At 69.7% G+C, this 23,158-nt stretch carries 23 protein-coding genes; 16 read left to right on the top strand and 7 right to left on the bottom strand.

What is annotated here, in order from left to right; all coding sequences use genetic code 11:
* The first annotated feature begins 64 nt into the window (after positions 1 to 64).
* Positions 65 to 991 (top strand): tyrosine recombinase XerC, encoded by a 927-nt coding sequence (locus ACE3TU_RS02535; protein WP_374619826.1) that lies wholly within the window; start codon positions 65 to 67, stop codon positions 989 to 991.
* Positions 992 to 1,207: 216 nt separating this feature from the next.
* Complete coding sequence (locus ACE3TU_RS02530; RefSeq protein WP_374619823.1) at positions 1,208 to 2,179, top strand: DMT family transporter; 972 nt, start codon at positions 1,208 to 1,210, stop codon at positions 2,177 to 2,179.
* Positions 2,180 to 2,210: 31 nt separating this feature from the next.
* Here the strand turns inward: ACE3TU_RS02530 and ACE3TU_RS02525 are convergent, their stop codons facing one another.
* On the bottom strand, positions 2,211 to 3,215 hold the full coding sequence (locus ACE3TU_RS02525; protein WP_374619820.1) for an LLM class flavin-dependent oxidoreductase: 1,005 nt from the start codon (positions 3,213 to 3,215) through the stop codon (positions 2,211 to 2,213).
* A 68-nt stretch (positions 3,216 to 3,283) separates the two neighbouring features.
* Complete coding sequence (locus ACE3TU_RS02520) at positions 3,284 to 5,092, bottom strand: ABC transporter ATP-binding protein (RefSeq protein WP_374619817.1); 1,809 nt, start codon at positions 5,090 to 5,092, stop codon at positions 3,284 to 3,286.
* Positions 5,093 to 5,374: 282 nt separating this feature from the next.
* On the opposite strand from ACE3TU_RS02520, the gene ACE3TU_RS02515 reads away from it, so the two are divergent.
* The 5 genes from ACE3TU_RS02515 to ACE3TU_RS02495 all read left to right on the top strand — a co-directional run bounded on the left by ACE3TU_RS02515 (position 5,375) and on the right by ACE3TU_RS02495 (position 10,953).
* Entirely contained in the window at positions 5,375 to 6,040 is a 666-nt protein-coding gene (locus ACE3TU_RS02515; RefSeq protein ID WP_374619815.1) for a TetR/AcrR family transcriptional regulator, read from the top strand.
* A gap of 10 nt (positions 6,041 to 6,050) precedes the next feature.
* A complete protein-coding gene (locus ACE3TU_RS02510; RefSeq protein ID WP_374619812.1) occupies positions 6,051 to 7,001 on the top strand; it encodes an HlyD family secretion protein in 951 nt (316 codons plus the stop codon).
* Positions 6,998 to 7,948, top strand: a complete 951-nt coding sequence (locus tag ACE3TU_RS02505; protein ID WP_374619810.1) for an ABC transporter ATP-binding protein — start codon at positions 6,998 to 7,000, stop codon at positions 7,946 to 7,948. Before ACE3TU_RS02510 ends, ACE3TU_RS02505 begins: the two co-directional genes overlap by 4 nt.
* A complete protein-coding gene (locus ACE3TU_RS02500; RefSeq protein WP_374619808.1) occupies positions 7,945 to 9,075 on the top strand; it encodes an ABC transporter permease in 1,131 nt (376 codons plus the stop codon). Before ACE3TU_RS02505 ends, ACE3TU_RS02500 begins: the two co-directional genes overlap by 4 nt.
* A gap of 300 nt (positions 9,076 to 9,375) precedes the next feature.
* Positions 9,376 to 10,953, top strand: a complete 1,578-nt coding sequence (locus ACE3TU_RS02495; protein ID WP_374619851.1) for an EAL domain-containing protein — start codon at positions 9,376 to 9,378, stop codon at positions 10,951 to 10,953.
* A gap of 11 nt (positions 10,954 to 10,964) precedes the next feature.
* Here the strand turns inward: ACE3TU_RS02495 and ACE3TU_RS02490 are convergent, their stop codons facing one another.
* Positions 10,965 to 11,468, bottom strand: a complete 504-nt coding sequence (locus tag ACE3TU_RS02490; RefSeq protein ID WP_374619805.1) for a cyclic nucleotide-binding domain-containing protein — start codon at positions 11,466 to 11,468, stop codon at positions 10,965 to 10,967.
* Between the two features lie 70 nt (positions 11,469 to 11,538).
* Positions 11,539 to 12,489, bottom strand: coding sequence for an N-acetyl-gamma-glutamyl-phosphate reductase (argC, locus tag ACE3TU_RS02485; RefSeq protein WP_374619803.1), 951 nt, complete (start codon positions 12,487 to 12,489; stop codon positions 11,539 to 11,541).
* A gap of 106 nt (positions 12,490 to 12,595) precedes the next feature.
* Between argC and deoD the strand changes: the two genes are divergently transcribed.
* From deoD to ACE3TU_RS02460, 5 genes are all read left to right on the top strand, one after another.
* Complete coding sequence (deoD, locus tag ACE3TU_RS02480) at positions 12,596 to 13,309, top strand: purine-nucleoside phosphorylase (protein WP_374619800.1); 714 nt, start codon at positions 12,596 to 12,598, stop codon at positions 13,307 to 13,309.
* Positions 13,306 to 13,923, top strand: a complete 618-nt coding sequence (locus ACE3TU_RS02475) for a hypothetical protein (protein WP_374619798.1) — start codon at positions 13,306 to 13,308, stop codon at positions 13,921 to 13,923. Before deoD ends, ACE3TU_RS02475 begins: the two co-directional genes overlap by 4 nt.
* Positions 13,924 to 13,987: 64 nt before the next feature.
* Positions 13,988 to 15,322, top strand: a complete 1,335-nt coding sequence (locus ACE3TU_RS02470) for a hypothetical protein (protein ID WP_374619795.1) — start codon at positions 13,988 to 13,990, stop codon at positions 15,320 to 15,322.
* Positions 15,319 to 16,104, top strand: coding sequence for a hypothetical protein (locus tag ACE3TU_RS02465; RefSeq protein ID WP_374619792.1), 786 nt, complete (start codon positions 15,319 to 15,321; stop codon positions 16,102 to 16,104). The genes ACE3TU_RS02470 and ACE3TU_RS02465 overlap by 4 nt, the downstream gene beginning before the upstream one ends.
* Positions 16,105 to 16,201: 97 nt before the next feature.
* Positions 16,202 to 16,495: a hypothetical protein gene (locus ACE3TU_RS02460; RefSeq protein ID WP_374619789.1), complete on the top strand. Its 294-nt coding sequence runs from the start codon at positions 16,202 to 16,204 to the stop codon at positions 16,493 to 16,495.
* 28 nt (positions 16,496 to 16,523) lie between these two features.
* On the opposite strand, the gene ACE3TU_RS02455 is transcribed toward ACE3TU_RS02460, so the two are convergent.
* Positions 16,524 to 17,735, bottom strand: coding sequence for a diguanylate cyclase domain-containing protein (locus ACE3TU_RS02455; RefSeq protein WP_374619786.1), 1,212 nt, complete (start codon positions 17,733 to 17,735; stop codon positions 16,524 to 16,526).
* Between the two features lie 237 nt (positions 17,736 to 17,972).
* Between ACE3TU_RS02455 and ACE3TU_RS02450 the strand changes: the two genes are divergently transcribed.
* Positions 17,973 to 18,287, top strand: coding sequence for a hypothetical protein (locus ACE3TU_RS02450; RefSeq protein ID WP_374619783.1), 315 nt, complete (start codon positions 17,973 to 17,975; stop codon positions 18,285 to 18,287).
* 3 nt (positions 18,288 to 18,290) lie between these two features.
* On the opposite strand, the gene ACE3TU_RS02445 is transcribed toward ACE3TU_RS02450, so the two are convergent.
* Positions 18,291 to 18,713, bottom strand: coding sequence for a metallopeptidase family protein (locus ACE3TU_RS02445; RefSeq protein WP_374619781.1), 423 nt, complete (start codon positions 18,711 to 18,713; stop codon positions 18,291 to 18,293).
* 79 nt (positions 18,714 to 18,792) lie between these two features.
* On the bottom strand, positions 18,793 to 20,196 hold the full coding sequence (gene leuC, locus ACE3TU_RS02440) for a 3-isopropylmalate dehydratase large subunit (RefSeq protein ID WP_374619778.1): 1,404 nt from the start codon (positions 20,194 to 20,196) through the stop codon (positions 18,793 to 18,795).
* 160 nt (positions 20,197 to 20,356) lie between these two features.
* On the opposite strand from leuC, the gene ACE3TU_RS02435 reads away from it, so the two are divergent.
* The 3 genes from ACE3TU_RS02435 to ACE3TU_RS02425 form a co-directional block, all read left to right on the top strand.
* Positions 20,357 to 21,655, top strand: a complete 1,299-nt coding sequence (locus ACE3TU_RS02435; protein ID WP_374619775.1) for a sorbosone dehydrogenase family protein — start codon at positions 20,357 to 20,359, stop codon at positions 21,653 to 21,655.
* A gap of 127 nt (positions 21,656 to 21,782) precedes the next feature.
* Positions 21,783 to 22,616, top strand: coding sequence for a FecR domain-containing protein (locus ACE3TU_RS02430; protein WP_374619773.1), 834 nt, complete (start codon positions 21,783 to 21,785; stop codon positions 22,614 to 22,616).
* Positions 22,617 to 22,660: 44 nt separating this feature from the next.
* Positions 22,661 to 23,158: heme-dependent oxidative N-demethylase subunit alpha family protein (locus ACE3TU_RS02425; protein ID WP_374619770.1), on the top strand; the 498-nt coding region annotated here is incomplete at its 3' end.

Genomic DNA, 23,158 nt, shown 5'->3' with positions numbered 1-23,158 from the left:
AAGCTGATTCTGCACCAAGCGCCACGGAACCATTTCCTAAGCTGCCTCCTGCTAGGCTCGCGCCATGTCCACTGCCTTCTTTGCCGACACCGCCATCCGGACCTGTATCGCCGACTGGCAGCGCGACCTTGGCGCCGTCCGCCGGCTGTCGCCCCGGACGCTTGAGGCCTATGGCCGCGATCTGGGCCAGTTCCTCGCCTTCCTCTCGGCCCATGCGGGCGGCGAGGTGACGCTCGCCACCCTCCGCGAGCTCAGGGCCGCCGACATCCGCGCCTTCCTGGCCGCGCGCCGCAACCGCGAGGTCGGCTCGCGGTCGCTGGCGCGGGCGCTGAGCGCACTCCGGAGCTTCTTTGCCTTCCTCGAGCGTGACGGCGTGCTGGCCACCGAAGCCTTCAATGTGGTGCGCACACCCCGGCAGGCGCGGTCGCTGCCCAAGGCGCTGACCGTTCTCGAGGCGCGCCAGACGATCGCCACCACCGACGAGCTGGAGGATGTGCCGTGGATCGCCGCCCGCGACATGGCGGTGATCTCGCTGCTCTATGGCGCCGGCCTGCGCATCTCGGAAGCGCTGGCGATCACCCGTGCCGATCTCGAGGCGCAGAGCCTCCGGGTCACCGGCAAGGGCGGCAAGACGCGCGTCGTGCCGCTGCTGGCCCAGGTGCGCCAGACCATCGCGACTTATCTCGGCCTCTGCCCCTTCCACCCGGCGCCGGACGAACCGATCTTCCGCGGCAAGAAGGGCGGCCCGCTCTCCCCGCGCCTGATCCAGCTCCGTCTCGAGCAATTGCGCTCCGCCCTCGGGCTGCCGCCGACGGCCACCCCGCACGCGCTGCGCCACAGCTTTGCGACGCACCTGCTCGGCCGCGGCGGCGACCTGAGGATGATTCAGGAACTGCTCGGCCACGCCTCGCTCTCCACCACCCAGATCTACACCGCCGTCGATACCGATCGCCTGCTCGAGGCCTATCGCGCTGCCCATCCCCGGGCCTGACCGGGGGCCGCGCTGCATCATCCGCACTTTACTCCGCCCCGGGCCCGTACTACCACTTCAGACATGACCGCTTGCATCCTAACGATCTGCAAAGCTCGCCTTGCCCCCTCCCGGGGCCGGGACGCGCGCGGCATTTGACCCGCCACGCTCACCGGCCCGCCCTCAGGCGCGGGTGACCGGTGATCTGATGGCGGGCCAGATCTGGAAACCGCCGCGATGTCGTCCGACACCCCCCGCCCCGCCGCCCCGCCCCACGCGCTCGCCGGCATCATCCTCGCCCTCGCCGGCGCCGCCCTGTTCGCCACCAAGGGCATCGTCATCAAGCTGGCGCTCATCGAGGGGATCGACGCCGTCACCTCGCTCACCTGGCGCATGATCGTGGCCGTGCCGATCTTCGTGACCGTCGGCATCCTCACCTGGCGCAGCAAGCGGGCCGCCGCGCCGGCCGGCATGCCATCGGTACTGACCCTGCCGGTGCTGCTGCAGACCCTCGGCGTCGGCGTCGTCGGCTACTACCTCGCGAGCCTGCTCGACTTCTCCGCGCTCGAGTACATCACCGCGCAGTTCGACCGCCTCATTCTTCTGACCTATCCGTTCTTCGTGGTGCTGTTCGGCGCCGTCTTCTTCAGGCGCCGCGTCACGCCGCCCATGGTGCTGGCGCTGCTCGTCTCCTATGCCGGCATCGCGGTGATCTTCTGGCACGACCTGCATATCGAGGGCGACAACGTGCTTCTCGGCGCCGCACTCGTGTTCGGATCGGCCATCGCCTATGCCGGCTACCAGATCATGGCCAAGCCGCTGATCGACCGGCTCGGCGCCCAACTGTTCACCTCTATCGCCATGAGCGGCGCCGGCCCGGCGGTGATCGCGCACTTCCTCTTCACCCACCCGGCGAGCGACCTCGCGGTCAATGGTGCCGGCTTCGTGCTGATGCTCGCCATCGGTACCGTCTCGACCGTGCTGCCCGCCTACTGCATCTCGGGCGCCATCGGGCTGATCGGCCCCGAACGCACCGCGATCATCGGCAACGTCTCGCCGGTGGTGACGGTCGGCCTCGCCATCTCCGTGCTCGGCGAAGCCTTCACCGCATGGCATGCCCTCGGCACGGCGCTCGTCCTGGGCGGCGTCTGGCTCTTCGCCAGGAAGGAGCGTCCGCGCGACCGCGTGCTGGAAGAGCGCACCGCCTAGGGAATTGCCCGCCCGGACACGCGCCGCGGGCTCAACTCGTACGGGCCTTTCCGAGGGTCTCGGCAAGCAGGCGGTACGAACGCCGCCTGAGCTCGTAGTCCCATGCAGTGGTGGTGACCATCACTTCGTCCGCGCCGCTCGCTCGCGCCTTGTCCTCGATTTGCTGCGCGACCGTTTCCGGGGAACCCACGATCCACAGCCGTGACTGGGCCTCGATGATGCGCCGTTGCTGCTCGGTATATGCGTGTGCTTGAGCGGCCTCGGGGGAGACCAGCATGCGGATCTCGCCGGACTGGAACAGTGCCCAGCTCAGCGCCTGGGAGCCCGACAGGTACTGCGCCTCCGCATCCGTCGGCGCGACCAGGGCGGAGACGGCGAGAATGGCATGCGGCTGCGGAAAGGCCCGGCTCGCACGGAAGGCCCGGCGGTAGGCGGCGAAGGCCGGCGCCGCCGGTGTCGGGCTGAAGTGTGCCGCAAACGCGTACCCGACGCCGAGTTGGCCGGCGGCCTCGGCGCTCGCGCCGCTGGAGCCCAGCAGCCAGATCGGCGGCAGGGTGATCCGCTCCGGTACCACGCGAACCGCCCGGTACGGGTGATCGAGAGGGAAGCCGTCCTCCTCGAAGGCGAGCAGTTCGGCGAGTTCCTGGCTGAAATACTCCCCGCCCACCGAGCGCAGCGCCGCCAGCGTCCGGCCGTCGCTGCCGCCGGCACGGCCGATACCGAGGTCGATGCGTCCCGGATTGAGGCCTTCGAGCGTTCGGTAGGTCTCGACCACCCGCAACGGCACGTGATTGGGCAGCATCACCCCGCCCGATCCGACCCGGATGCGACGCGTTGCAGCCGCGGAACTGGCGATCAGCACCTCGGGTGAGGAGGAGGCGATGGAGGGAATGCCGTGATGCTCGGCGTACCACACACGCGTGTAGCCGAGTTCGTCGCCGAGCCTCGCGAGCCGACCGACCTCGGCAAGCGCCGCCGGCGTGCTGGTGCCCTCGGAAACCGGCGCCAGGTCGAGGATGGAGAGGGGCAGGGTCATGGCTCCGCTCTTCCGTCAGGTAGCCGATCGGGGGAGGTCGGCGACCGTGTCGCCGCGGAACCGGTCGCTCATTCTGCCGCCAGCCCCTTGACCAGTTCGAGGGCCTGCCGCTCGAACAGACCGCGGTAGATGCCGCCGGCCTTTCGCACCAGGTCCTCGTGGCGCCCTTCCTCGACCACCCGGCCCTCGTCAAAGACCAGGAGGCGATCGAGCGCCCGCACCGTCGACAGGCGGTGGGCGATGACGATGGCGGTGCGCCCCTGCATGAGCCGCTCCATCGCCTGCTGGATCAGCAGTTCGCTTTCGCTGTCGAGGCTGGAGGTGGCCTCGTCGAGGATGAGGACGCGCGTGTCTGCGAGGAAGGCCCTGGCGATGGCGACGCGCTGCCGCTCGCCGCCCGAAAGCTTGATGCCGCGCTCGCCCACCATTGTCTCGTAGCCCTTCGGCAGCCGGGCGATGAAGTCGTGCGCGTTGGCCAGCCTCGCGGCCGAAACGATCTCCTCGAGCGTTGCGCCCGGCCGGCCATAGGCGATGTTGTCGGCGAGCGAGCGGTGGAACAGCACCGGGTCCTGCTGCACGATGGCGATCTGCCGGCGCAGCGAGGCCTGGGCGATATCCCGGATGTCGGTGCCATCGACGGTGATGCGCCCGCCGGTGACGTCATAGAGGCGCTGGATGAGCTTGACGAAGGTGGTCTTGCCCGATCCGGAATGGCCGACCAGCCCGACCTTTTCGCCCGGGGCGATCGTCACCGACAGATCGCGATAGAGCGGCCGCACGTGGCTGCCGTAGTGGAAGTCGACATGCTCGAAGGCGATGCCGCCGCCGGTGATGGCGAACGGGCGCGCCGACGGCGTGTCGTCGATGCCGAGCGGCGTGGCGTAGAGCGCCACCAGTTCCTCCATGTCGTTGACCGAGCGCTGCAGGTTGCGCACATGCATGCCGACATCGCGCAGGTATCCCTGCAGGACGAAGAAGGTGGTGATGACGAAGGTGATGTCGCCGGCGGCGGCGACCCCCTGTTGCCAGAGCAGCAGCGCGGCGCCGACGATGCCGGCGCGCAGCAGCCACAGCATGGCCTGCTGGCCCGTGCCGTTCCAGGTGCCGCGCACCCAGGTGCGTGTCGTCCGGCTGCGCCACTTGCCGACCACGGCCGCGAGCCGCGCCTCCTCGCGGTCCTCGGCGCCGAAGCCCTTCACCACGGCATTGCAGGAAATCGCGTCGGCGAGCGCGCCGCCCATCCGCGTGTCCCAGGCATTGGCGAGGCTGGCGGCGGGCGCCACCCACCAGACCGACAGCGCCACCGTGATGGCGATGTAGGCCAGCGAGCCCAGCCCGACGACCAGTCCCATGACCGGCCAGAACGCCCCGAGCAGCGCGGTCGTGCCGACCAGCATCACCAACGAGGGCAACATGGCGAGCAGTACAGTGTCATTCAGGACGTCTAGCGCCCAGATGCCGCGCGTGATCTTGCGCACGGTGGAACCGGCAAACGCATTGGCATGCCAGTCGCTGGAGAAGCGCTGCACCCGGTGGAAGGCGTCCGCGGTGATCTCGCTCATCATCCTGAGGGTCACCCCGATCATCGCCATCCAGGCGCTTTGCCGGGTGACGACGGCGGCGAGGCCGAGCCCGAGCAGCAGCAGGAAAGCGACGAGAGCGGCGTTGAAGGCCACGGCGTCGCCTGGCGCGCCGCTCGCCACGGCTTCGACCAGGTGCCCGGCATAGAGCGGTGTGAGCACGTCGGCGATGGTCGACAGGAACGCCATCGCGGCAATGAAGGCGAGTCGCATCGGCTGCCGGCGCCAGTGCCCGGCGGTGAAGGCGAGGACGTGGAAATAGGCCTGGTTGCGGTCGGCTTTCGGCGTGCGTGCCATTGAGTGCATCCGGCGGCGCATGGCGCCCTGCCGGTCCCGGTTCGGATTTGGGTCGGAGCCACCCGGGAGCGGGCGGCGGAGGGAGGCCTTGCGGCCCCGCGGCGGTCAGTGCCGCCGGTGCCCCATGGGGCGAGGTCGCTTGCACATCAGCATGTCGCCCCTCCCGGTTCGATCGGACGTAACGCCTTCTAGGCCGTTCGCGCCTCAAGGGCAATCCTTTCGTTGTTGACTGACCGGTCAGTTAGCTGTAGATGACCAGGCAGTCAGTTGTGGAAGCCTCCGATGCACGATCCCGGCCCCGAGCGTGGCCCCAAGTTCCGGCGACGAGCCGAGGCGCGTCCCGACGAAGTCCTCGACGCCGCCCTGGAGCTGTTCATCGAGAAGGGCTTCGCCGCCACCCGGGTCGAGGACATTGCCCGCCGGGCAGGACTCTCCAAGGGGGCCGTCTACCTCTATTTCCCCTCCAAGGAAGCCCTGATCGAGGGACTGGTGCGTCGTGGCCTGTCACCCATTGCCGACAGCGCCCTTGCCGTCATCGGCAACTACGAGGGCGATCCACGCGTGGTCATCACCGGGGTGCTGAAGATGCTGGCGATGCGGCTGCACGATCCCAAGACCATTGCCATCCCGCGCATCATCTTCCGCGAGGTGGTCACCTTTCCCGGACTGGCCGAGATGTACCGGCGCGAGGTGCTGGACCGGGTGATCCCGGCGATCGAGCGCCTGCTCCAGCACGGCATCGACAACGGCTACCTCCGGCCCGTCGATCCGCATCTCACCATCCGCTCGATCATCGGGCCGGTGATGCTGCACCTCGTACTGGCCGAGGTCTTCAGCATCACGCCGCCCGAGGGCCTCGGCATCGAGCGCTTTGTCGACAACCACCTGTCCATCCTGTTCGACGGGCTGAGTGCACCGGCCAGCGCCAGACGCTGGTCGGCATCCTGAGGAGCCTAAGATGAACGAGTTCTTCGCCTGGTTTGTCGGCCTGTTCGGCGTCCTGCTGCCGGGCCTCGGTGCCTCCGAGCCGCCACGCTACAACGGCTATGCGGAGGCCGAGTATGTCTATGTCGCCCCCGCCGGCGCCGGACAGATCGCGACGTTCGGGGTGCGCGAGGGCGACACGGTCGTGCCCGGGCAGGTGCTCTTCGTGCTCAAGAGCGACCAGCAGGCCGCCCTGCTCGCCGCCGCCGAGGCCCGCGTCGACGCCGCCCGGGCCAATCTCGAGAACCTCAGCACCGGCGGTCGCAGCGACGAGATCGCCGTCATCCGCGCCAGCCTGCAGAAGGCCGAGGCAGACCTGAGCCTGGCCCGCGAGACGTCGGCGCGAAGCGGGCTGCTGTTCGCCGAGGGCCTCGTGCCGCAGAGCAAGCTCGACATCGACCGTACCACGCTAGCCAGCGCGGAAGCGGCGGTCCGGCAGTTGCAGGCGCAGCTCAAGGTGGCCGAGCTGCCGGCCCGCGATGCCCAGCAGCTGCAGGCCGAGGCGAACCTGGCGGCGGCCCGCGCCGACGCCGAGAAGGCCCGCTACGATCTGGCCGACCGCAAGGTCGTGGCGCCGGTGGCGGGCCGCGTCGAACGGCTGTTCTTCGATCCGGGCGAGACGGCCGGCGCCGGCACGCCGGTGCTGTCGCTCCTGCCGGAGGATGCGCTCAAGGTCCGCTTCTACCTGCCCGAGGCCGAGCGGCAGGGCTTCGCCCTCGGCGACCGCGTAAGGGTCAGTTGCGACGGCTGCGCGGCGGGGATAGAGGCCCGCATCGATCACTTCGCCTCCGACCCGCAGTTCACCCCGCCGGTGATCTACTCGCGCGACGAGCGGCAGCGCCTGAGCTTTCTCGCCGAGGCGGTGGTCGAGGCCGGCAGCCGCCTGCTGCCCGGCCAGCCGGTGACGCTGGAGCGGCTCGAGTGAGCCCCGAATACGTCATCGACGTCCGGGGGCTGAGCAAGTCGTTCGGCGGCAAGCTGGTGGTCGACAGGTTCGACATCCGCGTGCCGAAGGGCGCCATCTATGGCTTTCTCGGCCCGAACGGCTCGGGCAAGACCACGACGATCCGCATCCTGTGCGGGCTGCTCACCGCCGATGCCGGCGAGGGCAGCTGCCTCGGCTTCGACCTGAGGCGCGAGCCGGTGCGGATCAAGGAGAAGGTCGGCTACATGACGCAGAAGTTCTCGCTCTACGAGGACCTGTCGATCCGCGAGAACCTCGATTTCGTCGCCCGCATGTACCGCATGGACCGGCGCCGCGAACGGGTCGACCGGGCGCTCGACGAACTGGGCCTCGCCAATCGCTCCCGCCAGCTCGCCGGCACGCTCTCGGGCGGCTGGAAGCAGCGGCTGGCGCTCGCCGCCTGCCTGCTGCACGAACCCAGGCTGCTGCTGCTCGACGAGCCGACGGCCGGCGTCGATCCCAAGGCGCGGCGCGACTTCTGGGACGAGATCCGGCGGCTTTCGGCGCTGGGCGTCACCGTGCTGGTCTCCACCCACTACATGGACGAGGCGGTGCAGTGCGACTTCATCACCTACATCGCCTACGGCAAGAAGCTGATCGACGGCCCCTCGGGCCGCATTCCCGAGCTTGTCGGGCTCGAGACCTGGCGCGTCGAGGGTGAGGGGCTGCCCGCCCTCGAGGCGCGGCTGAAGACCCTGCCCGGCGTCGAGCAGGTCGCCCGCTTCGGCACCGTGCTGCATGTCTCGGGCACCGACAAGGCGGCGCTGCGGGCCAGCGTCGCCGCACTCGAGGCCGAGGGCACGCATCGCTGGAGCCTGCAGGTGGCCGGCCTCGAGGAGGCATTCATCTACCTGATGGCCGGCGCGCGCGACAACTTCAACGGCAACGGCATCGAGGCCGCGGCATGAGCAGTATCTCCCTGAGCCGGTTCCTTGCGGTGCTGTTCAAGGAATTCATCCAGATGCGCCGCGATCACATCACCTTCGGCATGATGATCGGGCTGCCCATCGTGCAGCTGATGCTGTTCGGCTTCGCCATCAACGCCGACCCGCGCCACCTGCCGACGCTGGTCGAACTGGGCGACAACGGGCCGATCAGCCGCGCCGTGATCGCCGGCATGCAGAACTCCTCCTATTTCGACTTCTCCGGCGTCGTCGCCGGCACCGCGGCCGGCGAGGAGGCGTTGCGGCGCGGCGATGCCAATTTCGTCATCGTCATCCCGCCCGGTTTCGAGCGCGGCGTGGTGCGCGGCCGCGCGCCGGAGCTCCTCGTCGCCGCCGATGCCTCCGACCCTTCCGCCACCGGCGGCGCCGTCGCGGCGCTGTCGGGCATCGTCAACGTCGCCATCGCCGAGACGCTCACCGGTCCGCTGGCGCGGCCGGGCGCCGCCCCGGCCTTCTCCGTCATCGTGCACCGCGAGTACAATCCCGAGGGCCGCACCTCGACCAACATCGTGCCGGGCCTGCTCGCCATCATCCTCTCCATGACCATGGTGCTGATCACCGCCGTCGCCATCGTCAAGGAAAGCGAACGCGGCACCATGGAGATGCTGATCGCCACCCCGGTCACCCCGCTCGAGGTGATGCTGGGCAAGATCCTGCCCTATGTGTTCGTCGGCTACGTGCAGACCGGCGTCTTCCTCGCCGCTGCCCGGCTGGTGTTCGGCGTGCCGTTCGAGGGCAGCCCTCTCGCCTTCATCGTCGGCTTCAACCTGTTCATCATCGTCAATCTGGCGCTCGGCTTCCTGATCTCGACCATGGCGCGCAACCAGATGCAGGCGATGCAGCTGAGCTTCTTCACCATCCTGCCCTCGATCCTGCTCTCGGGCTTCATGTTCCCCTTCGCCGGCATGCCCGGCTGGGCCCAGGCGCTCGGCACCGGCGTCCCCGCCACGCACTTCCTCCGGCTGGTGCGCAAGGTGATGCTGAAGGGCGGCGGTCTGCCCGATGTCACCGGCGACCTCTGGGCGCTGGCGATCATCCTCGTCGTCATCTCGATCATCGCCATGCTGCGCTACCGCCAGACGCTCGACTGAGAGGGCTAGGCCCCGGGTGGCGTGCACCGGGCGGAAAGGCCGGCGACACGTTCCGCCACATTCTCACCGACTCTAAGCAATTGAAGACAAATAGAAATATGTCGTCCTTCGCCATCTTCGGTCACCTTTCTGAACGGACTGTCCCCGCCCGCCGGGGGTTCGGCCGAACGATCCGCACGCCCAGCCTACGCGCAAATGCGAGGGGCGGCGGCAAGGTTGGGTTTGTCTTGCGCGCTGGCGGCTTGTTAATCCCCTGCGCCCTATCGTCCGGGCTCCCCGGCGGAGGCGGACTTGGCTTCGGTGAAAAGGTGGCTGCCCTGCATCCTCGCGGCATTGGTCCCGCTCGCCATCGCCGCCGCGCTGGCCTATTGGCAGGCCGCCACCGCCCTCTCCGACCGGGCCCGCGTCCTCGCCGAAGTCGTGCTCGAGCGCGGCGAACAGACCAGCGCCCAGATGATCTCGGCCTTCACCGAACTGGCTAGCTTCGGGCCGAGCCGGATGTGCTCGGTGGCAGGCGTCGAGGCCATGCGCCGCATCGACCTCGGCTCCAGCCTGCTGCAGGGGGTGGGCTACGCCCTCGGCAACCGCCTGATCTGTTCCTCGCTCGACGACCGGCGCACCTATGACATGGGGCCGCCCGCCATCGTCAGCGAGACCGGCCATGCCCTGCGGCCGCAGGGCGAACTGCCCATGGCCCCCGGCACCCCGGTGCTGATCGTCACCGACCCGGCAGGCTACACCGCTTTCGTCCATCCGGGGCTGGTCTTCATGCTCAGCGGGCAAGACAGCCCGAGCGCCGGCATCGTCGGCAGATCCTCGCGGCAGCCGCTGCTGCAATCGGGAGACGCATCGATCGACTGGTCACGCCTCGCCCTGCCGCCGAGGGGCGAGCAGGTGCTGCAGGTCGGCGAGCTGCTGGTGGCGGTCAGGTCGAGCAGCCGGTGGGACTATTTCAGCTATGCCGCCGTGCCGGCGAGTGCCATCGGCGACGACCTCGCACGCAACCTGTGGCTGTTCCTGTCGATCGGCGCGATCGTTGCCGGCGGCGCCGGCTATCTCGTGCACCGGCTGGGCACCAGCCGCGCCTCGCTCCCGGCGCTGCTGCGCGCCGGCATCGCCCGCGGCGAGATCGCGGTAGTCTACCAGCCCATCGTCGAGCTCAGGACCGGCCGCTGGGTCGGCGTCGAGGCGCTGGCGCGCTGGCATCGCTCGAACGGCGAATCGGTGCCGCCCGACGTCTTCATCCCGATCGCCGAGCAGCACGGGCTGATCGGCGCCATCACCGAGCATGTCTGCGAAACGGCGCTGCGAGAGCTCAGCGCCCTGACCCGCGAGCCCGGCGGCTTCTTCATCGGCATCAACATCGCGCCGGCCGACCTGCGCGGCCCCCACTTCGCCAAGACCCTCGGGCGGCTGTGCCATCTCAACAGCGTCGCGCCGCACGCCGTGCACCTCGAGCTGACCGAGCGGGAGGACGCCAGCTCGCCCGAACTGGCCCAGGCCATCGAGCACCTGCGCCGGCTGGGCTACCTGGTCGGCTCCGACGATTTCGGCATCGGCTATTCCAACCTCGCCTACCTCGACGCGCTGACCCTCGACTACATCAAGATCGACCGGGCCTTCGTCGGCAACGCCGTCCGCCGCGGGCCGGGCGCCGAGATCCTCGATCACATCATCGGGCTGGCGCACGCCCGCGGCCTCAAGGTGATCGCCGAGGGCGTCGAGACCGAGGCTCAACGCGACCGGCTGCTGGCGACCGGCGTCGAAATGGGCCAGGGATGGCTGTTCGGGCGGCCGCTGCCGCTGGCGGCCTTCCTCGAGGCGCGACGGCTGTCGCCGGCCCGGCCGTTGGTCCGGGCCGTCGGCATCGCGGCCTGACCCCGCCGCGCCTAGAGCCGCGGGTCGGCCTTGAGCGCCGAGCCGGTGCTGACCGCCGGGCGCTGGCGCTGCACCAGGGCGTCGAGCACCTCGTCGACCATGCCCAGATGATCGGCGCGATCGGCGAACTGGCGCTTCAGGTCGGCGAGATAGGTGGTGGCGTCGGTGAGCCGGCGGGCGAGGATCGAGGAGACGTGGAAGCTGATCTCGCGGTGGCTCTGCAGCAGGGCGCGGGCATTCTCGACGCGGAAGGCGGTGACCTCGGTGACGGCGCGCACGGTGGCGGTATGGCGGCCGCCGAGCAGCGCAGCGATCTCCCCGAAGATGGCGCCGGGCATGGCGATGGCGGCAACCTGCGTGTCGCCGCGCATCACCTCGACCTCGCCGGCCGCGAGGATGAACATCCGGTCGGTCGCCGGCCCCTCGGCGAGCAACACGTCGCCCGGCTTGAACTTGTCGAGCGGAAATCCGTCGCAATAGGCCAGCACCGCCCCGACCGAACCGTCGTCCGCCATCTGATGAACTCCGTCTGCACCGCCCCGATCATGCGACCGGACGGCGCCGGAGGCAAGCGCGTCGCCGCGTTCAGGCCGAAAGGCTGGTATCGGCCGGCACGCCGAGCATCAGGTTGAGGTTCTGCACCGCCGCGCCGGATGCGCCCTTGCCCAGGTTGTCGTAGACGGCGACGAGGCTCGCCTGCGCCCGCGCATCGTTGGCAAAGACATGCAGCCGCATGCTGTTGGTGTTGTTGAAGCGCTCGGGGTTGAGCTCGGCCGAGCGCTCTTCCTCGGCATAGGGCGCCACCGAGACGAAGCCCCCGCGGATCGCGGCGAAATGGTCGGAGATGGCGGCATGCAGGTCCCGCCCCGTCGGAATCTTGTCGAGCGTCCACAGCTGCAGCGGCACCACGGTGACCATCCCCTGGGCGAAATCGCCCACCGCCGGGCTGAACAGCGGGCTGTGCGTCAGCAGCGCAAAGCGCTGCAGCTCCGGCAGGTGCTTGTGCTTGAAGGTGAGGCCATAGAGCATGAACGGGTTGGCGCCCGCGCCCGCCTGCTCGTAGTCGGCGATCATTGCCTTGCCGCCGCCGCTATAGCCGGAAATGCCGTGCACGCTCACCGGATAGTCCGCCGGCAGCAGGCCGCCCTCGATCAGCGGCCTGAGCGTCGCAATCGCCCCCTGCGGCCAGCAGCCGGGATTGGCGACGCGCCGCGCCGCCGCGATCAGCGCCGGCTGCCGCGGGTCCATCTCGGCAAAGCCGTAGGCCCAGCCCTCGGCGACGCGGTGCGCGGTCGAGGCATCGATGATCCGCGTCCGCTCGTTCTCGATCAGAGCCACGCTCTCCTTGGCCGCATCGTCCGGCAGGCAGAGGATGGCGACGTCGGCCGCGTTGAGCAGGCGCTTGCGCTCGTCGATGTCCTTACGCTTGTCGAGCGCGATCGACAGCACCTCGAGGTCGCGCCGTCCGGCCAGCCGCTCGCGGATCTGCAGCCCGGTGGTCCCCGCCTCGCCATCGATGAAAACCTTTGCGACCATATCCGTCTCTCCCGGCTGCGGGGCCCAGTGCGCGGCGAGATATAGGGGTTGCGGCCGGACGCTGCAAAGGGTTTGACTGCCCCGATCAGCCGCGAGGAACCACCCGATGACGCCGCACAATCACGCCAAGCCCGGCGACTATGCCGAAGCCGTCCTGCTGCCCGGAGACCCGCTGCGGGCGAGGTGGGTGGCCGAGACCTTCTTCGAGTCCCCCCGCCAGGTGAACGCCGTACGCAACTGCCTGGGCTTCACCGGCACCTGGAAGGGCAAGCCCGTCTCGGTGCAGGCGACCGGCATGGGACAGCCCTCGCTGTCGATCTACGTGCACGAGCTGATCAACGTCTACGGCGTACAGAAGCTCATCCGCGTCGGCACCGCCGGCGGGCTCAATGCCCGGGTGAAGGTGCGCGACCTGATCATCGCCCAGGGCGCCTCGACCGATTCGGGCATCGTCAAGGACGGCTTCGCCCCCTTCGCCTTCGCCCCGCTCGCCGATTTCGGCCTCCTGCGTTCCAGCGTCGAGCGCGCCGAGAAGGCCGGGCTCGCCTACCACGTCGGCAACATGCTGAGCTCGGACATCTTCTATCATCTCGAGCCGGGCCTCGCCGGCTATGGCCGGCTGCCGGCGCACGGCATCCTCGGGGTCGAGATGGAGGCCGCGGCGCTCTACACGCTCGCAGCGCGGTTCGACCGCAAGGCGCTCGCCATCTGCACCATGACCGACTGCCTGATCACCAGGGCCGAACTCAGCGCCGATGAACGGCAGAGCTCGCTGCGGGACATGATCACCCTCGCCCTCGACGTCGCCGTCGGCGCGTGAGCGTCGCCGCGCTGCTGGCCTCGGCGCTCGGGCGCAACGACGAGCAGCCGAACATCGCGCTGGCCCGGCGACTGGCGGCGGAACCGTCGGCGGAGGCCGTCGCCGAACTGGTGGCGCTGCTCGAGGCCGGCACCGCGGCCGAGCGCAGCGACGCGATCAAGGTGCTCTACGAGCTGGGTGAATTGCGCCCGGAGCAGATCGCCGGCCATGCCGATGCCTTCGTCGGCCTGCTCGGGGCGCGCAACAACCGGCTGGTTTGGGGTGCCATGCACGCCGTCGCGACGATCACGCCGGTCCGCCCCGAAACGATCCTCGCGGCGCTGCCGGCGGTGATCGCAGCCGCCGACCGCGGCTCGGTGATCGCCAGGGACCATGCCATGTCGACGCTGGCGCGGCTTGCGGCGGCCGGGCACCCCGAGCGGGCGCTGCCGATCCTGCTCGATCGGCTGGAGGCGGCGGCGGCCAACCAGTTCCCGATGTATGCCGAATTCGCCGCGCCGGTGATCGATGCGGCGCGGCGCGAACGCTTCCGCGCCATCCTCGCGGCCCGGCTGCCGGGGCTGCCGCCGGCCAAGCAGAAGCGCGTCGGCCGGCTGCTCCGCCGCCTCGGCTGACGCGCTGCCGCTTTTGCGCCGCGATCCTTCTGTTAACCTGTGGTTAAGCAGGGAAACATCGAAGATGCTCGGAAAACACAACGCCGCCCGACTGCGGGACACGCTCAAGGGCGTCGAGACGATGACGCGCTTCTCCCTCGCCGTGCTGGCGCTGGCCTCCGGCGTCTACACCTACCTGGGCGTGCGCGGCATCCTCGATGGTTCGGCCACCTTCGTGTTCTTTGCCGCCATCATCTACTCGGCCGCCGTCTCGGTGGCGATCTACGCGTTCTGGAGCTTCATGCTGCGCTTCGTGCCGCTGGTGATCTCCGGCACGCAGCGGGCAGCGCTGTTCCTCACCATGGGCTTCGGCTGCCTGATGATCATCGCCATGTCGAGCTGGCTCAATGCCGCCGCCCTCGCCGGTTCGGCGGCGCTCGAGCAGCACCTCGCCGTCACCCTCGAGGGCTACGTCGCCGATCTCGACAGCGCCCACGGCAACGCGCTTTCGGCGCAGTCGCTGCTGCCCGACGTGCAGCGCGCCGCCGATCGCTTTGCCCGGCTGGCCGAGGACGAGCGGTCCTCGGGCGCCCTCACCGGCACCACCGGCTCGGGCTCGGTGGTGCAGCTGCTCACCCAGATGAGCGCGCAGATGAACGAACTGGGCGGCACCATCACCGGCTCGCGCGACGAGGTCTCGGCGCTGTTCGAGCAGGGGTCCGCCCACCTGGCCAAGATGCGCGAGCTGGTCTCGGCGCCGGGCGAGGTGGCGCCGCGCGCCGACGCCTTCGCCGCCGAGGTGGTGGAACTCAACGCCGTGGTCGCCGCGCTGCAGGAAACCGGCGTCGCGCCGTCGGTCAAGCGGGCCGCGCAGGATCTGTCGCTGGGCTTCATCGCGCCCGTCGCCGATGGCAGCAATGCCGGCCTCGTGGTCCGCCAGGACCAGGTGATGGACAACGTCCGGGCCTCCGTCGCCGCGCAGTCGACGGCGCTCGCGGCGGCCGCCGACGAGATCCTCGCCGAGCCCAAGGTCGAGCCGCGCCGCTTCGTGCCGCTCTCCTCGGCCGAGGCGGTGCTGCGCTACTGGAGCGACTTCATCCCGTCCTGGGCCGGCGCCATCTCGATCGACCTGCTGCCAGTGGTCCTCGTCCTCGTGCTGATGATCGTCAATGACGCCATGCGGCGCGAGACCGGCTCGCTGGAGGCCGCCGAGGTGATGAGCGCCGCCGAGATGCTGCGCGCCCTGGCGCTCTACCGGCAGATGCGCATCGGCCCCGAACCGACGCCCGCCGAGATCGACGCGGCGGAGGCCGCGGTCGCCGCCGATCCGGCGGCGGAAGCTCCGGCGCCGCCGCTCGAGGCCACCGTCACCCCGCTCGATGTCGGGCGCAAGCGCGGCGACGGACCGGCTCGCGGATGACGGCGGCGGACGTGCGGCAGAGGAGCGCGCTCGGGCGTTTCGTCGCCGACGACGGCGCCCTGATCGCGCTGGCCTTCTTCGTGCTGCTCGCCGGCACCGCGGCGGTGCTCTATCTCGACTGGCGCGAGCTCTCGGCGGCCGGCGCCATCGAGGCGGCGCTGCCCGACATGCCGATCCTGCCGGCCTTCGATCCGGCGCGCCCCACCCCGCCGCCCGGCCCGGCCGTCACCACCGACCCCGAGGCGCTGCGCCAGCCGCTGCGGATCGAACTCGGTGCCGGCGGCGTGCTGGCGCTGACCGGCACCATCGACCCCGGCAGCTTCACCCGTGTCGAGGCGGAACTGGCGGCCCGCGGCGAATATGTGAAGCGCATCGCGCTCGATTCGCCCGGCGGCTCGGTCGAGGACGCGGTCAGGATCGGGGCCCTGATCGAGGTCGGCGGCTACGACACCAGCGTGGCTGCCGGTGCGCTCTGCGCCTCGAGCTGCCCGCTGCTGCTCGCCGGCGGCAAGCATCGCCTGGCCTCCCGGGCCGCGGCCATCGGCGTGCACCAGATCTACGCCATGGCCACTGCCGACGCCCTGCAGGGCGGCCTCGCCGGCATCGGCGACGCCATGGCCGGGGCGCAGAAGACGACCGCGGTGATCACCCGCTTCCTCGGCACCACCGGCGTCGACCCGGCAATGTGGCTGCACGCCCTCGAGACCCCGCCCGACCGGCTCTACTACCTCACGCCCGAGGAGCTGGAGAGCTACCGCCTCGTCACCCGCTTCACCGACTGAGCCCCGCAAAGTCGTCACATTCGCCGCCGATCATTGCTCCCCGAGGCGGAACCGATTCGCCTCGAACGGCATTGCGGATTGAGAGGGGAGGCCTGTGATGACGACCCATACCTTGACCGACCACCACGATATCCAGTCCTGGGTTGCCGCCCGGCGCGGCCAGCCGGCGATCCGGCGCATTCCCGACCGGACCGGCACGGTTCGGGCGCGCCTGACGCTGAACTTCGTCCACCGCGGGCGGCCGACCGAGACGCCGACCCAGGACGACGGCATGGCGCCGGTCTCGTGGGCCGCCTGGTTCGCCGAGCTGGACCGGCAGCAACTGGCGCTGCGCGTCGACGACCGCAGGGCGCCGGCCTTCGAGCTGATCGCGCGCCGGCGGCTCAATTAGGGCCGTTCGCCGATTCGCCCGAGGCGCCTCAGGCCGATCGCGACGTGTTCCTCAGCGGGTGGCTCGGCATGGCGTCGAGCGCCGGATCGGCCGCGACGCTGACGCGGTCGCGCCCGGCGCGCTTGCTGACATAGAGCGCCGCATCGGCCCGTCGCCTGAGGTCGGACAGGCTGCCGCTGCGGTCGTATTCGGCCACCCCGAAGCTCGCCGTGCAGCGCATGTGCTGCGGCAGCGCCGCAATCGGCAGGGCGGCGAAGGCGGCGCGGATGGTCTCGGCATAGAGTCGGGCGGTGCCGAGCGGCGTGCCGGGCAGCAGCACGGCGAATTCCTCACCGCCGATCCGGCTGATGATGGCGCGCGGCGGCGGGGCTTCGGCAAGGAGCCGCGCGAACGCCATGATCACCTCGTCGCCGGTATCGTGCCCGAAGCTGTCATTGATGGCCTTGAAGCTGTCGAGGTCGCAGGTAACCAGCGAGACCGGGCCACCGCCACTGCCGGACTGGGCCAGGGCGGCAAGCGCCCGGTCCTCGAAGCCGCGGCGGTTGAGCAGGCCCGAGAGCGGATCGGTCTCGGAACGGGCGGTGATCTCGACAAGCATGTCGCGCACCAGCAGCATCAGCATCAGCAGTCCCGTCGCCACCTGCAGCACCGCGCCCAGCGACTGCGAGAACAGCGCGTAGGTGGTGACGATGTAGTCGGCCGCCGTTTCGCCCGAGCCGCCGGTCAGCAGCGCGATCAGCGGCTTGCTGAGGAACTGCAGGGCGCTGAGGCTGAACAGCGCGATCAGCCCCAAATCCATCGGCTGGCGTCTCCGGCTGCGCAGCACGACGAGCGCCGCCAGACCCTGCATCAGCGCAAAGGGCAGCTGGTAGGTGAACATCCGCAGTTGCGAGGCCCGCGGCAGCTCGAAGGCCAGCCAGTTGGCGGCGAGGCCGGCCACCGCCACGACCCCGATCAGCACATAGGGCACCGAGGCCCGGTAGCGCCGGGCGATGCCGATGGTGACCGACGCCATCGCTCCGAAGAAGGCCGCGAAGCCGGCCGTGTAGGCAAAGCGCGGATCGCCCTGCACCGGCAGGATGAACTCGCTGCCGACATAGGCGAGCCCGAACACGTAGGCGAGCGCGAACCAGCCGGCCACCCGGTCGGTGCGATTGGTGGTCGCGACCAGCAGGAATGCCAGCGCAAAGAGCGCGGCAATGAACAGGTTGATGGCGAGAATGAAGCTCGCGCCGCTCATCGGGTAAGGCCTTGGTGCACGACGCGCAAGACTAGTGCGACGCTGACAAGAAGAGGTTAACGGGACGTCGCTGCCCCCATGCGCACAAGGCCCTTGAGTCGGCCGCGCATTCGGTGGGATAGCATCGGGCGGGCGCGGGGCAATGCGCGGGATCGTCCGCGCGCCTGATCCACCTCAAAAATCCCGCCGCGACATGCCATATTGCAGTCCTGACAGCAGCACGGAGACAAGCGAGCGATGACCCGGGTCCTCACCCAGCACGACGAGATCCGCCAGTGGGCCGTGGCCCGCTCCGGCAACCCGGCCATCGAGGATCGGCCGACGGCGCTCAGCGGCCATCCGGTGCTGCGCATCGTCTTCGACCAGTATGCGCTCAATGCCGGCGAGAACCAGTATGGCGACCGCCCCGGCGGCCTCGACCTCGTCGACTGGTCCGAGTGGTTCGTCGAGTTCGACGGGCAGAACCTGGGCCTGTTGGTCGAGGACGAGCGACCGGGCGTGCTCGACGACTATTTCGAGTTCGTGCCGCGCGACGGCAACCGGCGCGGCTGACCACTAGTCGCGCTCGGCGGCCGCCTCGAGGGCTTCCATGTCCTCGTCCGAGAAGCCGAAATGGTGGCCGATCTCGTGCACCAGCACGTGGGTGACGATTTCGCCCAGCGTCTCGCCGTCCTCGCTCTCGGCCCAGTAGTCGAGGATCGGACGGCGATACAGCCACACCTGGTTGGGCATCTGCCCGGTGTGCGGCAGCGCCCCGCCCTGCGGCAAACCGACGCCGCGGAACAGCCCCAGGATGTCGAACTCGCTCTCGAGCTCCATCTCCCGGATGGTGTCCTCGTCCGGAAATTCGGCGACCACGCAGGGGACGTTCCCCGCCAAGGCGCGAAACTCCTCCGGCAGCGCCGCAAACGCCGCCGCCGCGATCTCTTCGAAATCATCGAGCGAGGGCGCGGTGCGGTCGGCCCAGGGATTGATCATGGCACGCGCCGACGGTCGACAGTCGGCAGTCCCGAGACGCCGGGACGATTGCCCGTTGCCGATTGCCGACTGCCGTTCTTCACTGCCACTCGCGGATATCGACGAAGTGCCCCGCGATCGCCGCCGCCGCCGCCATGGCGGGCGAGACGAGGTGGGTGCGGCCCTTGAAGCCCTGCCGGCCCTCGAAATTGCGGTTCGAGGTCGAGGCGCAACGCTCGTGCGGCTTGAGCTTGTCGGGGTTCATGGCGAGGCACATCGAGCACCCCGGTTCGCGCCACTCGAAGCCGGCCTCCTTGAAGATCACGTCGAGCCCCTCGGCCTCGGCCTGCTCCTTCACCAGCCCGGAGCCGGGAACCACCATGGCATTGACGCCCGTGGCAACCTTCTTGCCGGCGACGACCTTGGCCGCGGCGCGCAGGTCCTCGATGCGGCCGTTGGTGCAAGAACCGAGAAAGACGCGTTCCACCGCGATGTCGGTGATCTTCGTGCCAGGCTCGAGCCCCATATACTCGAGAGCGCGCCACTTGGAGGCACGCTTGTTGGGGTCCTGGATGTCGTCCGGGTTCGGTACGACGCCGGTGACCGAGATCACGTCCTCGGGCGACGAACCCCAGCTGACGATCGGCGGCAGCTTGGCGGCATCGAGGATCACCACCTTGTCGTAGACCGCATCGTCGTCGGACTTCAGCGTCTTCCAGTACCGAACCGCATGGTCGAACGCGGCACCCTTGGGCGCGCGCGGACGGCCCTTCACATACTCGAAGGTCTTCTCGTCCGGCGCGATCAGCCCGGCCCGGGCGCCGCCCTCGATGGTCATGTTGCACACCGTCATGCGGCCTTCCATCGACAGCGCCCGGATCGCCTCGCCGGCGAACTCGATGACGTGGCCGGTGCCGCCGGCCGTGCCGATCTCGCCGATGATGGCGAGGATGATGTCCTTGGCGGTGACGCCCGGCGGCAATTGGCCGTCGACCCGCACCAGCATGTTCTTGGCCTTCTGCTGGATCAGCGTCTGGGTGGCCAGCACGTGCTCGACCTCCGACGTGCCGATGCCGTGCGCAAGAGCACCAAAGGCCCCGTGCGTCGAGGTGTGGCTGTCGCCGCACACGATGGTCATGCCGGGCAGCGTGAAGCCCTGCTCCGGCCCGACAATGTGCACGATCCCCTGCCGCCGGTCGAAGGCATCGTAGTACTCGATGCCGAAATCGCGGGTGTTCTCGGCCAGCGCCGCGATCTGCGTGACGCTTTCCGGATCCGGGTTGGGCAGCGAGCGGTCGGTGGTCGGCACGTTGTGGTCGACCACGGCGAGCGTACGCTCGGGATGCCGGACCTTGCGACCGTTCAGCCTGAGCCCCTCGAAGGCCTGCGGGCTGGTCACCTCGTGCACCAGGTGGCGGTCGATGTAAATAAGGCTGGTTCCATCCTCGTTGTTCTGAACAAGGTGATCGTCCCAGATCTTATCGTACAGAGTTTTACCGGCCATTTTGCCCTGAATTCCGACGTCGCGGGGTTGCTGAGAGGGTGGAGCCCGGGTTCTAAGCCTTGCTCTGCGCCGCGGTCAAGGTTATCCGCGGCCTCTTGCCGGTTCGGCGCGCCCGGCCTCGGAAAGCGTCGCGCACCATTTGTCTTTGCGGGAGGAGCCCATGGGGTTCACAGACATGTTCGCGCGCATCGTCGCCATGATCGGGGCGGGCGCCATCCTGATGCGCCGGTGGGGCAAGGACATGGCGACGCCCGCCGTCGGCCCGCAGCCCGCCATCCCCGCGGCCGTGCCGCAGGCCGTCCCGACCCTCAAGATGCCGACGGCCCGCGGCTTCGATCCCGGCCAGACCCCGGTCCCGGCGCCCGGACTCAAGGTCAATGCCTTCGCCACCGGCCTCAAGCACCCGCGCTGGCTGCACGTGCTGCCCAATGGCGACGTGCTCGTCGCCGAATCGATGACCCAGCCCGGGCCGATCCGCAGCGCCTTCGACTTCGCCATCTACGCCACCATGAAGCGGGCCGCGGCGCTCGGCCCGAGCCCCAACAAGATCATCTGCCTGCGCGACGCCGACGGCGACGGGGCGGCGGAGGTGCGCGAGGACTTCCTCGACGGCCTCAACCAGCCCTTCGGCATGCAGCTGGTCGGCGACAGCTTCTATGTCGGCAATACCGACGGCGTCTTCGCATTCCCCTATGATCCGGCCGCGGCGCGGATCGGCGGTCCCGGCCGGCGGCTGACCACATACAAGACCGGCGGGCACTGGACGCGCAGCCTGCTGGCGAGCCGCGACGGCCAGAGGCTCTTCGTCGGCGTCGGCTCGAAGGGCAATATCGACGAGAACGGCGCCGAGGCCGAGGTCGGCCGTGCCGCCATCTACGAGCTCGACCTCGCCACCGGGACGCAGCGCATCTTCGCGGGCGGCCTGCGCAACCCGGTGGGCCTCGCCTTCGAGCCAACCACCGGCATGCTGTGGACCGTCGTCAACGAGCGCGACGGCATCGGCGACGAAACGCCGCCCGACTACCTGACCTCGGTCCGCGACGGCGGCTTCTACGGCTGGCCCTACTGCTACTGGGGCCAGACGGTCGACGATCGCGTCCGGCAGGACCCGGCCAAGGTGGCGAGCGCCATCCGGCCCGATTACGCGCTCGGCGGTCACACCGCGTCGCTGGGCCTGTGCTGGCTGCCGGCCGGCACGCTGCCCGGCTTCCCCGACGGCATGGTGATCGGCCAGCACGGCTCATGGAACCGCTCCAACCTGTCGGGCTACCGGGTGGCCTTCGTGCCGTTCGCCGATGGCCGGCCGTCCGGGCCGATCCGCGAGATCCTCACCGGCTTCCTCGCGCCCGACGAGAAGTCGTCCTATGGCCGGCCGGTCGGGGTGACCATCGGGGCCGACGGCTCGCTGTTGGTGGCCGACGATGTCGGCGACGCCATCTGGCGGGTCACCGGGGCCTGACGCACCGGCCGAAGGCCGCCCGGGACGCAACACACCGTTAACTTCGAATCGAGAACAAAGCCGGCGTTAGCGTTCCATTCATCTTCGGCGGCGGAAATCCGCAGAGTTCAGTCACCGGATTCTCGCGATGCTCTGCCGCCGCCTCTGCCTCGCCCTGCTCGCCTGCCTCGCGCTCGCCCTGCCGGCGCTGGCCGACGACTGGATCGCGGTCAAGCTGCGCGGCTCGGTCGAGCAACTGGTCGACGGCGCCTGGGTGCCGCTCGATCGCGGCGAGGCGGTCCCCGACGATCGTCCGGTCCGCACCCTCGCCAACGGGCGGGTCGAGTTCCAGCGCGGCAAGCAGACCATCCTGCTCGGCAACGACACGCAGATCCGCATCGAGGACCGGGACGGCGAGGACTACACCATCGTCCATGAGGACAGCGGCAATGTCGAGGTCGACGTCGAGGCCCGCGACGTGCAGCACTTCGAGGTGCGGACGAAATTCTTCGCTGCCGTGGTCAAGGGCACCCATTTCACCGTCAACGCCGACGCCAACGGCGGCACTGTCGACGTGGCACGCGGGCTTGTCGCGGTGGAGGACACCTCGACCCGGCACAGCACGACCGTTGCGGTCGGCCAGGTCGCCGCCATCGCGACCGGCCGCGAGATCGAGGTGTTCGGGATCGGACCCCTCCCCGCCATCTACGACCCGGCGGGCGTGCCGATCCCCGGCACCGCCGGGGGAGCGGAGCGGGCCGGCCGGCCCTCGGCCGGACCAAAAGCCGAGTCGGGGGCGGCCGGCGACGACCTTCACCTCGAGACGGTGCAGATCGAGCTGGGTGCTTTGCGCGGCGCCGACATGCCCGCCCTGCAGCCCCGCAAGCCGAGCGAGTCGACCTGGCTGCCGATCGGGCTGGTGCTGACCGCCGGCCTCGTGCTGGGCGGGCTGGCGCTGCTGTTCCGGCGCGTCTTCGGCTGACCGCCGGCGTTTCCGTCCGGCCGGCGATGCACTAGGCTGCCGGCATGTCGACCCTCGCCGCGCCTGTCCCGCTGCCGAAAGCCTTCCAGATCGGTGTCCGTCCGCTCGACCCGGAGGACTGGATCGACGTCGACGCGCGCCTGCCCGCCTACCTGGCGGAGAAGGCCCGCCTCGAGGACGAGCGGTCCGACGCGGTGTTCGCCGCCGAACCGGGCACCGAGGCGGGTCAGTCCGAAGTGCTCCGCCTGCTGGCCGAGCACCTGCCGGCCCGCTTCCCCGGGGTCTATCGCCGCGCCGGCGAGCGCCTCGACATCCTGCCGGCCGGCCGCAGCGTCGACCTGGCCTCGGACACCCCGCCGCTGCGCCTTGCGGCGCGGCTGGTGGCCGAAGACCTGATCCTGATGCGGCGCGACGCGCGCGGCTGGCGCCTCGCCGCCGGCGCGCTCAGCTTTCCCTCGGCCTGGACGCTGGCCGACAAGTTCTCGCGGCCGATGGAAGAGGTGCACGGCCCGGTGCCGGGCTTCGGGGCCGGCACGCGCAAC

It is taken from the genome of Devosia sp. (assembly GCF_041917035.1).
In the GTDB taxonomy this organism is placed as follows: Bacteria; Pseudomonadota; Alphaproteobacteria; order Rhizobiales; family Devosiaceae; genus Devosia_A.
This window is presented reverse-complemented; position numbering and strand designations above follow the sequence as displayed.

Excerpts from the sequence above, each read along its gene's own strand:
- deoD (WP_374619800.1), top strand. The coding sequence starts at position 12,596 with ATGACGCCGCACAATCACGCCAAGCCCGGCGACTATGCCGAAGCCGTC.
- ACE3TU_RS02530 (WP_374619823.1), top strand. The coding sequence starts at position 1,208 with ATGTCGTCCGACACCCCCCGCCCCGCCGCCCCGCCCCACGCGCTCGCC.
- ACE3TU_RS02460 (WP_374619789.1), top strand. The coding sequence starts at position 16,202 with ATGACGACCCATACCTTGACCGACCACCACGATATCCAGTCCTGGGTT.
- ACE3TU_RS02455 (WP_374619786.1), bottom strand. The coding sequence starts at position 17,735 with ATGAGCGGCGCGAGCTTCATTCTCGCCATCAACCTGTTCATTGCCGCG.
- argC (WP_374619803.1), bottom strand. The coding sequence starts at position 12,489 with ATGGTCGCAAAGGTTTTCATCGATGGCGAGGCGGGGACCACCGGGCTG.
- ACE3TU_RS02430 (WP_374619773.1), top strand. The coding sequence starts at position 21,783 with ATGCTCTGCCGCCGCCTCTGCCTCGCCCTGCTCGCCTGCCTCGCGCTC.
- ACE3TU_RS02435 (WP_374619775.1), top strand. The coding sequence starts at position 20,357 with ATGGGGTTCACAGACATGTTCGCGCGCATCGTCGCCATGATCGGGGCG.
- ACE3TU_RS02470 (WP_374619795.1), top strand. The coding sequence starts at position 13,988 with ATGCTCGGAAAACACAACGCCGCCCGACTGCGGGACACGCTCAAGGGC.
- ACE3TU_RS02510 (WP_374619812.1), top strand. The coding sequence starts at position 6,051 with ATGAACGAGTTCTTCGCCTGGTTTGTCGGCCTGTTCGGCGTCCTGCTG.
- ACE3TU_RS02490 (WP_374619805.1), bottom strand. The coding sequence starts at position 11,468 with ATGGCGGACGACGGTTCGGTCGGGGCGGTGCTGGCCTATTGCGACGGA.
- ACE3TU_RS02535 (WP_374619826.1), top strand. The coding sequence starts at position 65 with ATGTCCACTGCCTTCTTTGCCGACACCGCCATCCGGACCTGTATCGCC.
- leuC (WP_374619778.1), bottom strand. The coding sequence starts at position 20,196 with ATGGCCGGTAAAACTCTGTACGATAAGATCTGGGACGATCACCTTGTT.
- ACE3TU_RS02450 (WP_374619783.1), top strand. The coding sequence starts at position 17,973 with ATGACCCGGGTCCTCACCCAGCACGACGAGATCCGCCAGTGGGCCGTG.
- ACE3TU_RS02445 (WP_374619781.1), bottom strand. The coding sequence starts at position 18,713 with ATGATCAATCCCTGGGCCGACCGCACCGCGCCCTCGCTCGATGATTTC.
- ACE3TU_RS02515 (WP_374619815.1), top strand. The coding sequence starts at position 5,375 with ATGCACGATCCCGGCCCCGAGCGTGGCCCCAAGTTCCGGCGACGAGCC.
- ACE3TU_RS02465 (WP_374619792.1), top strand. The coding sequence starts at position 15,319 with ATGACGGCGGCGGACGTGCGGCAGAGGAGCGCGCTCGGGCGTTTCGTC.
- ACE3TU_RS02520 (WP_374619817.1), bottom strand. The coding sequence starts at position 5,092 with ATGGCACGCACGCCGAAAGCCGACCGCAACCAGGCCTATTTCCACGTC.
- ACE3TU_RS02525 (WP_374619820.1), bottom strand. The coding sequence starts at position 3,215 with ATGACCCTGCCCCTCTCCATCCTCGACCTGGCGCCGGTTTCCGAGGGC.
- ACE3TU_RS02500 (WP_374619808.1), top strand. The coding sequence starts at position 7,945 with ATGAGCAGTATCTCCCTGAGCCGGTTCCTTGCGGTGCTGTTCAAGGAA.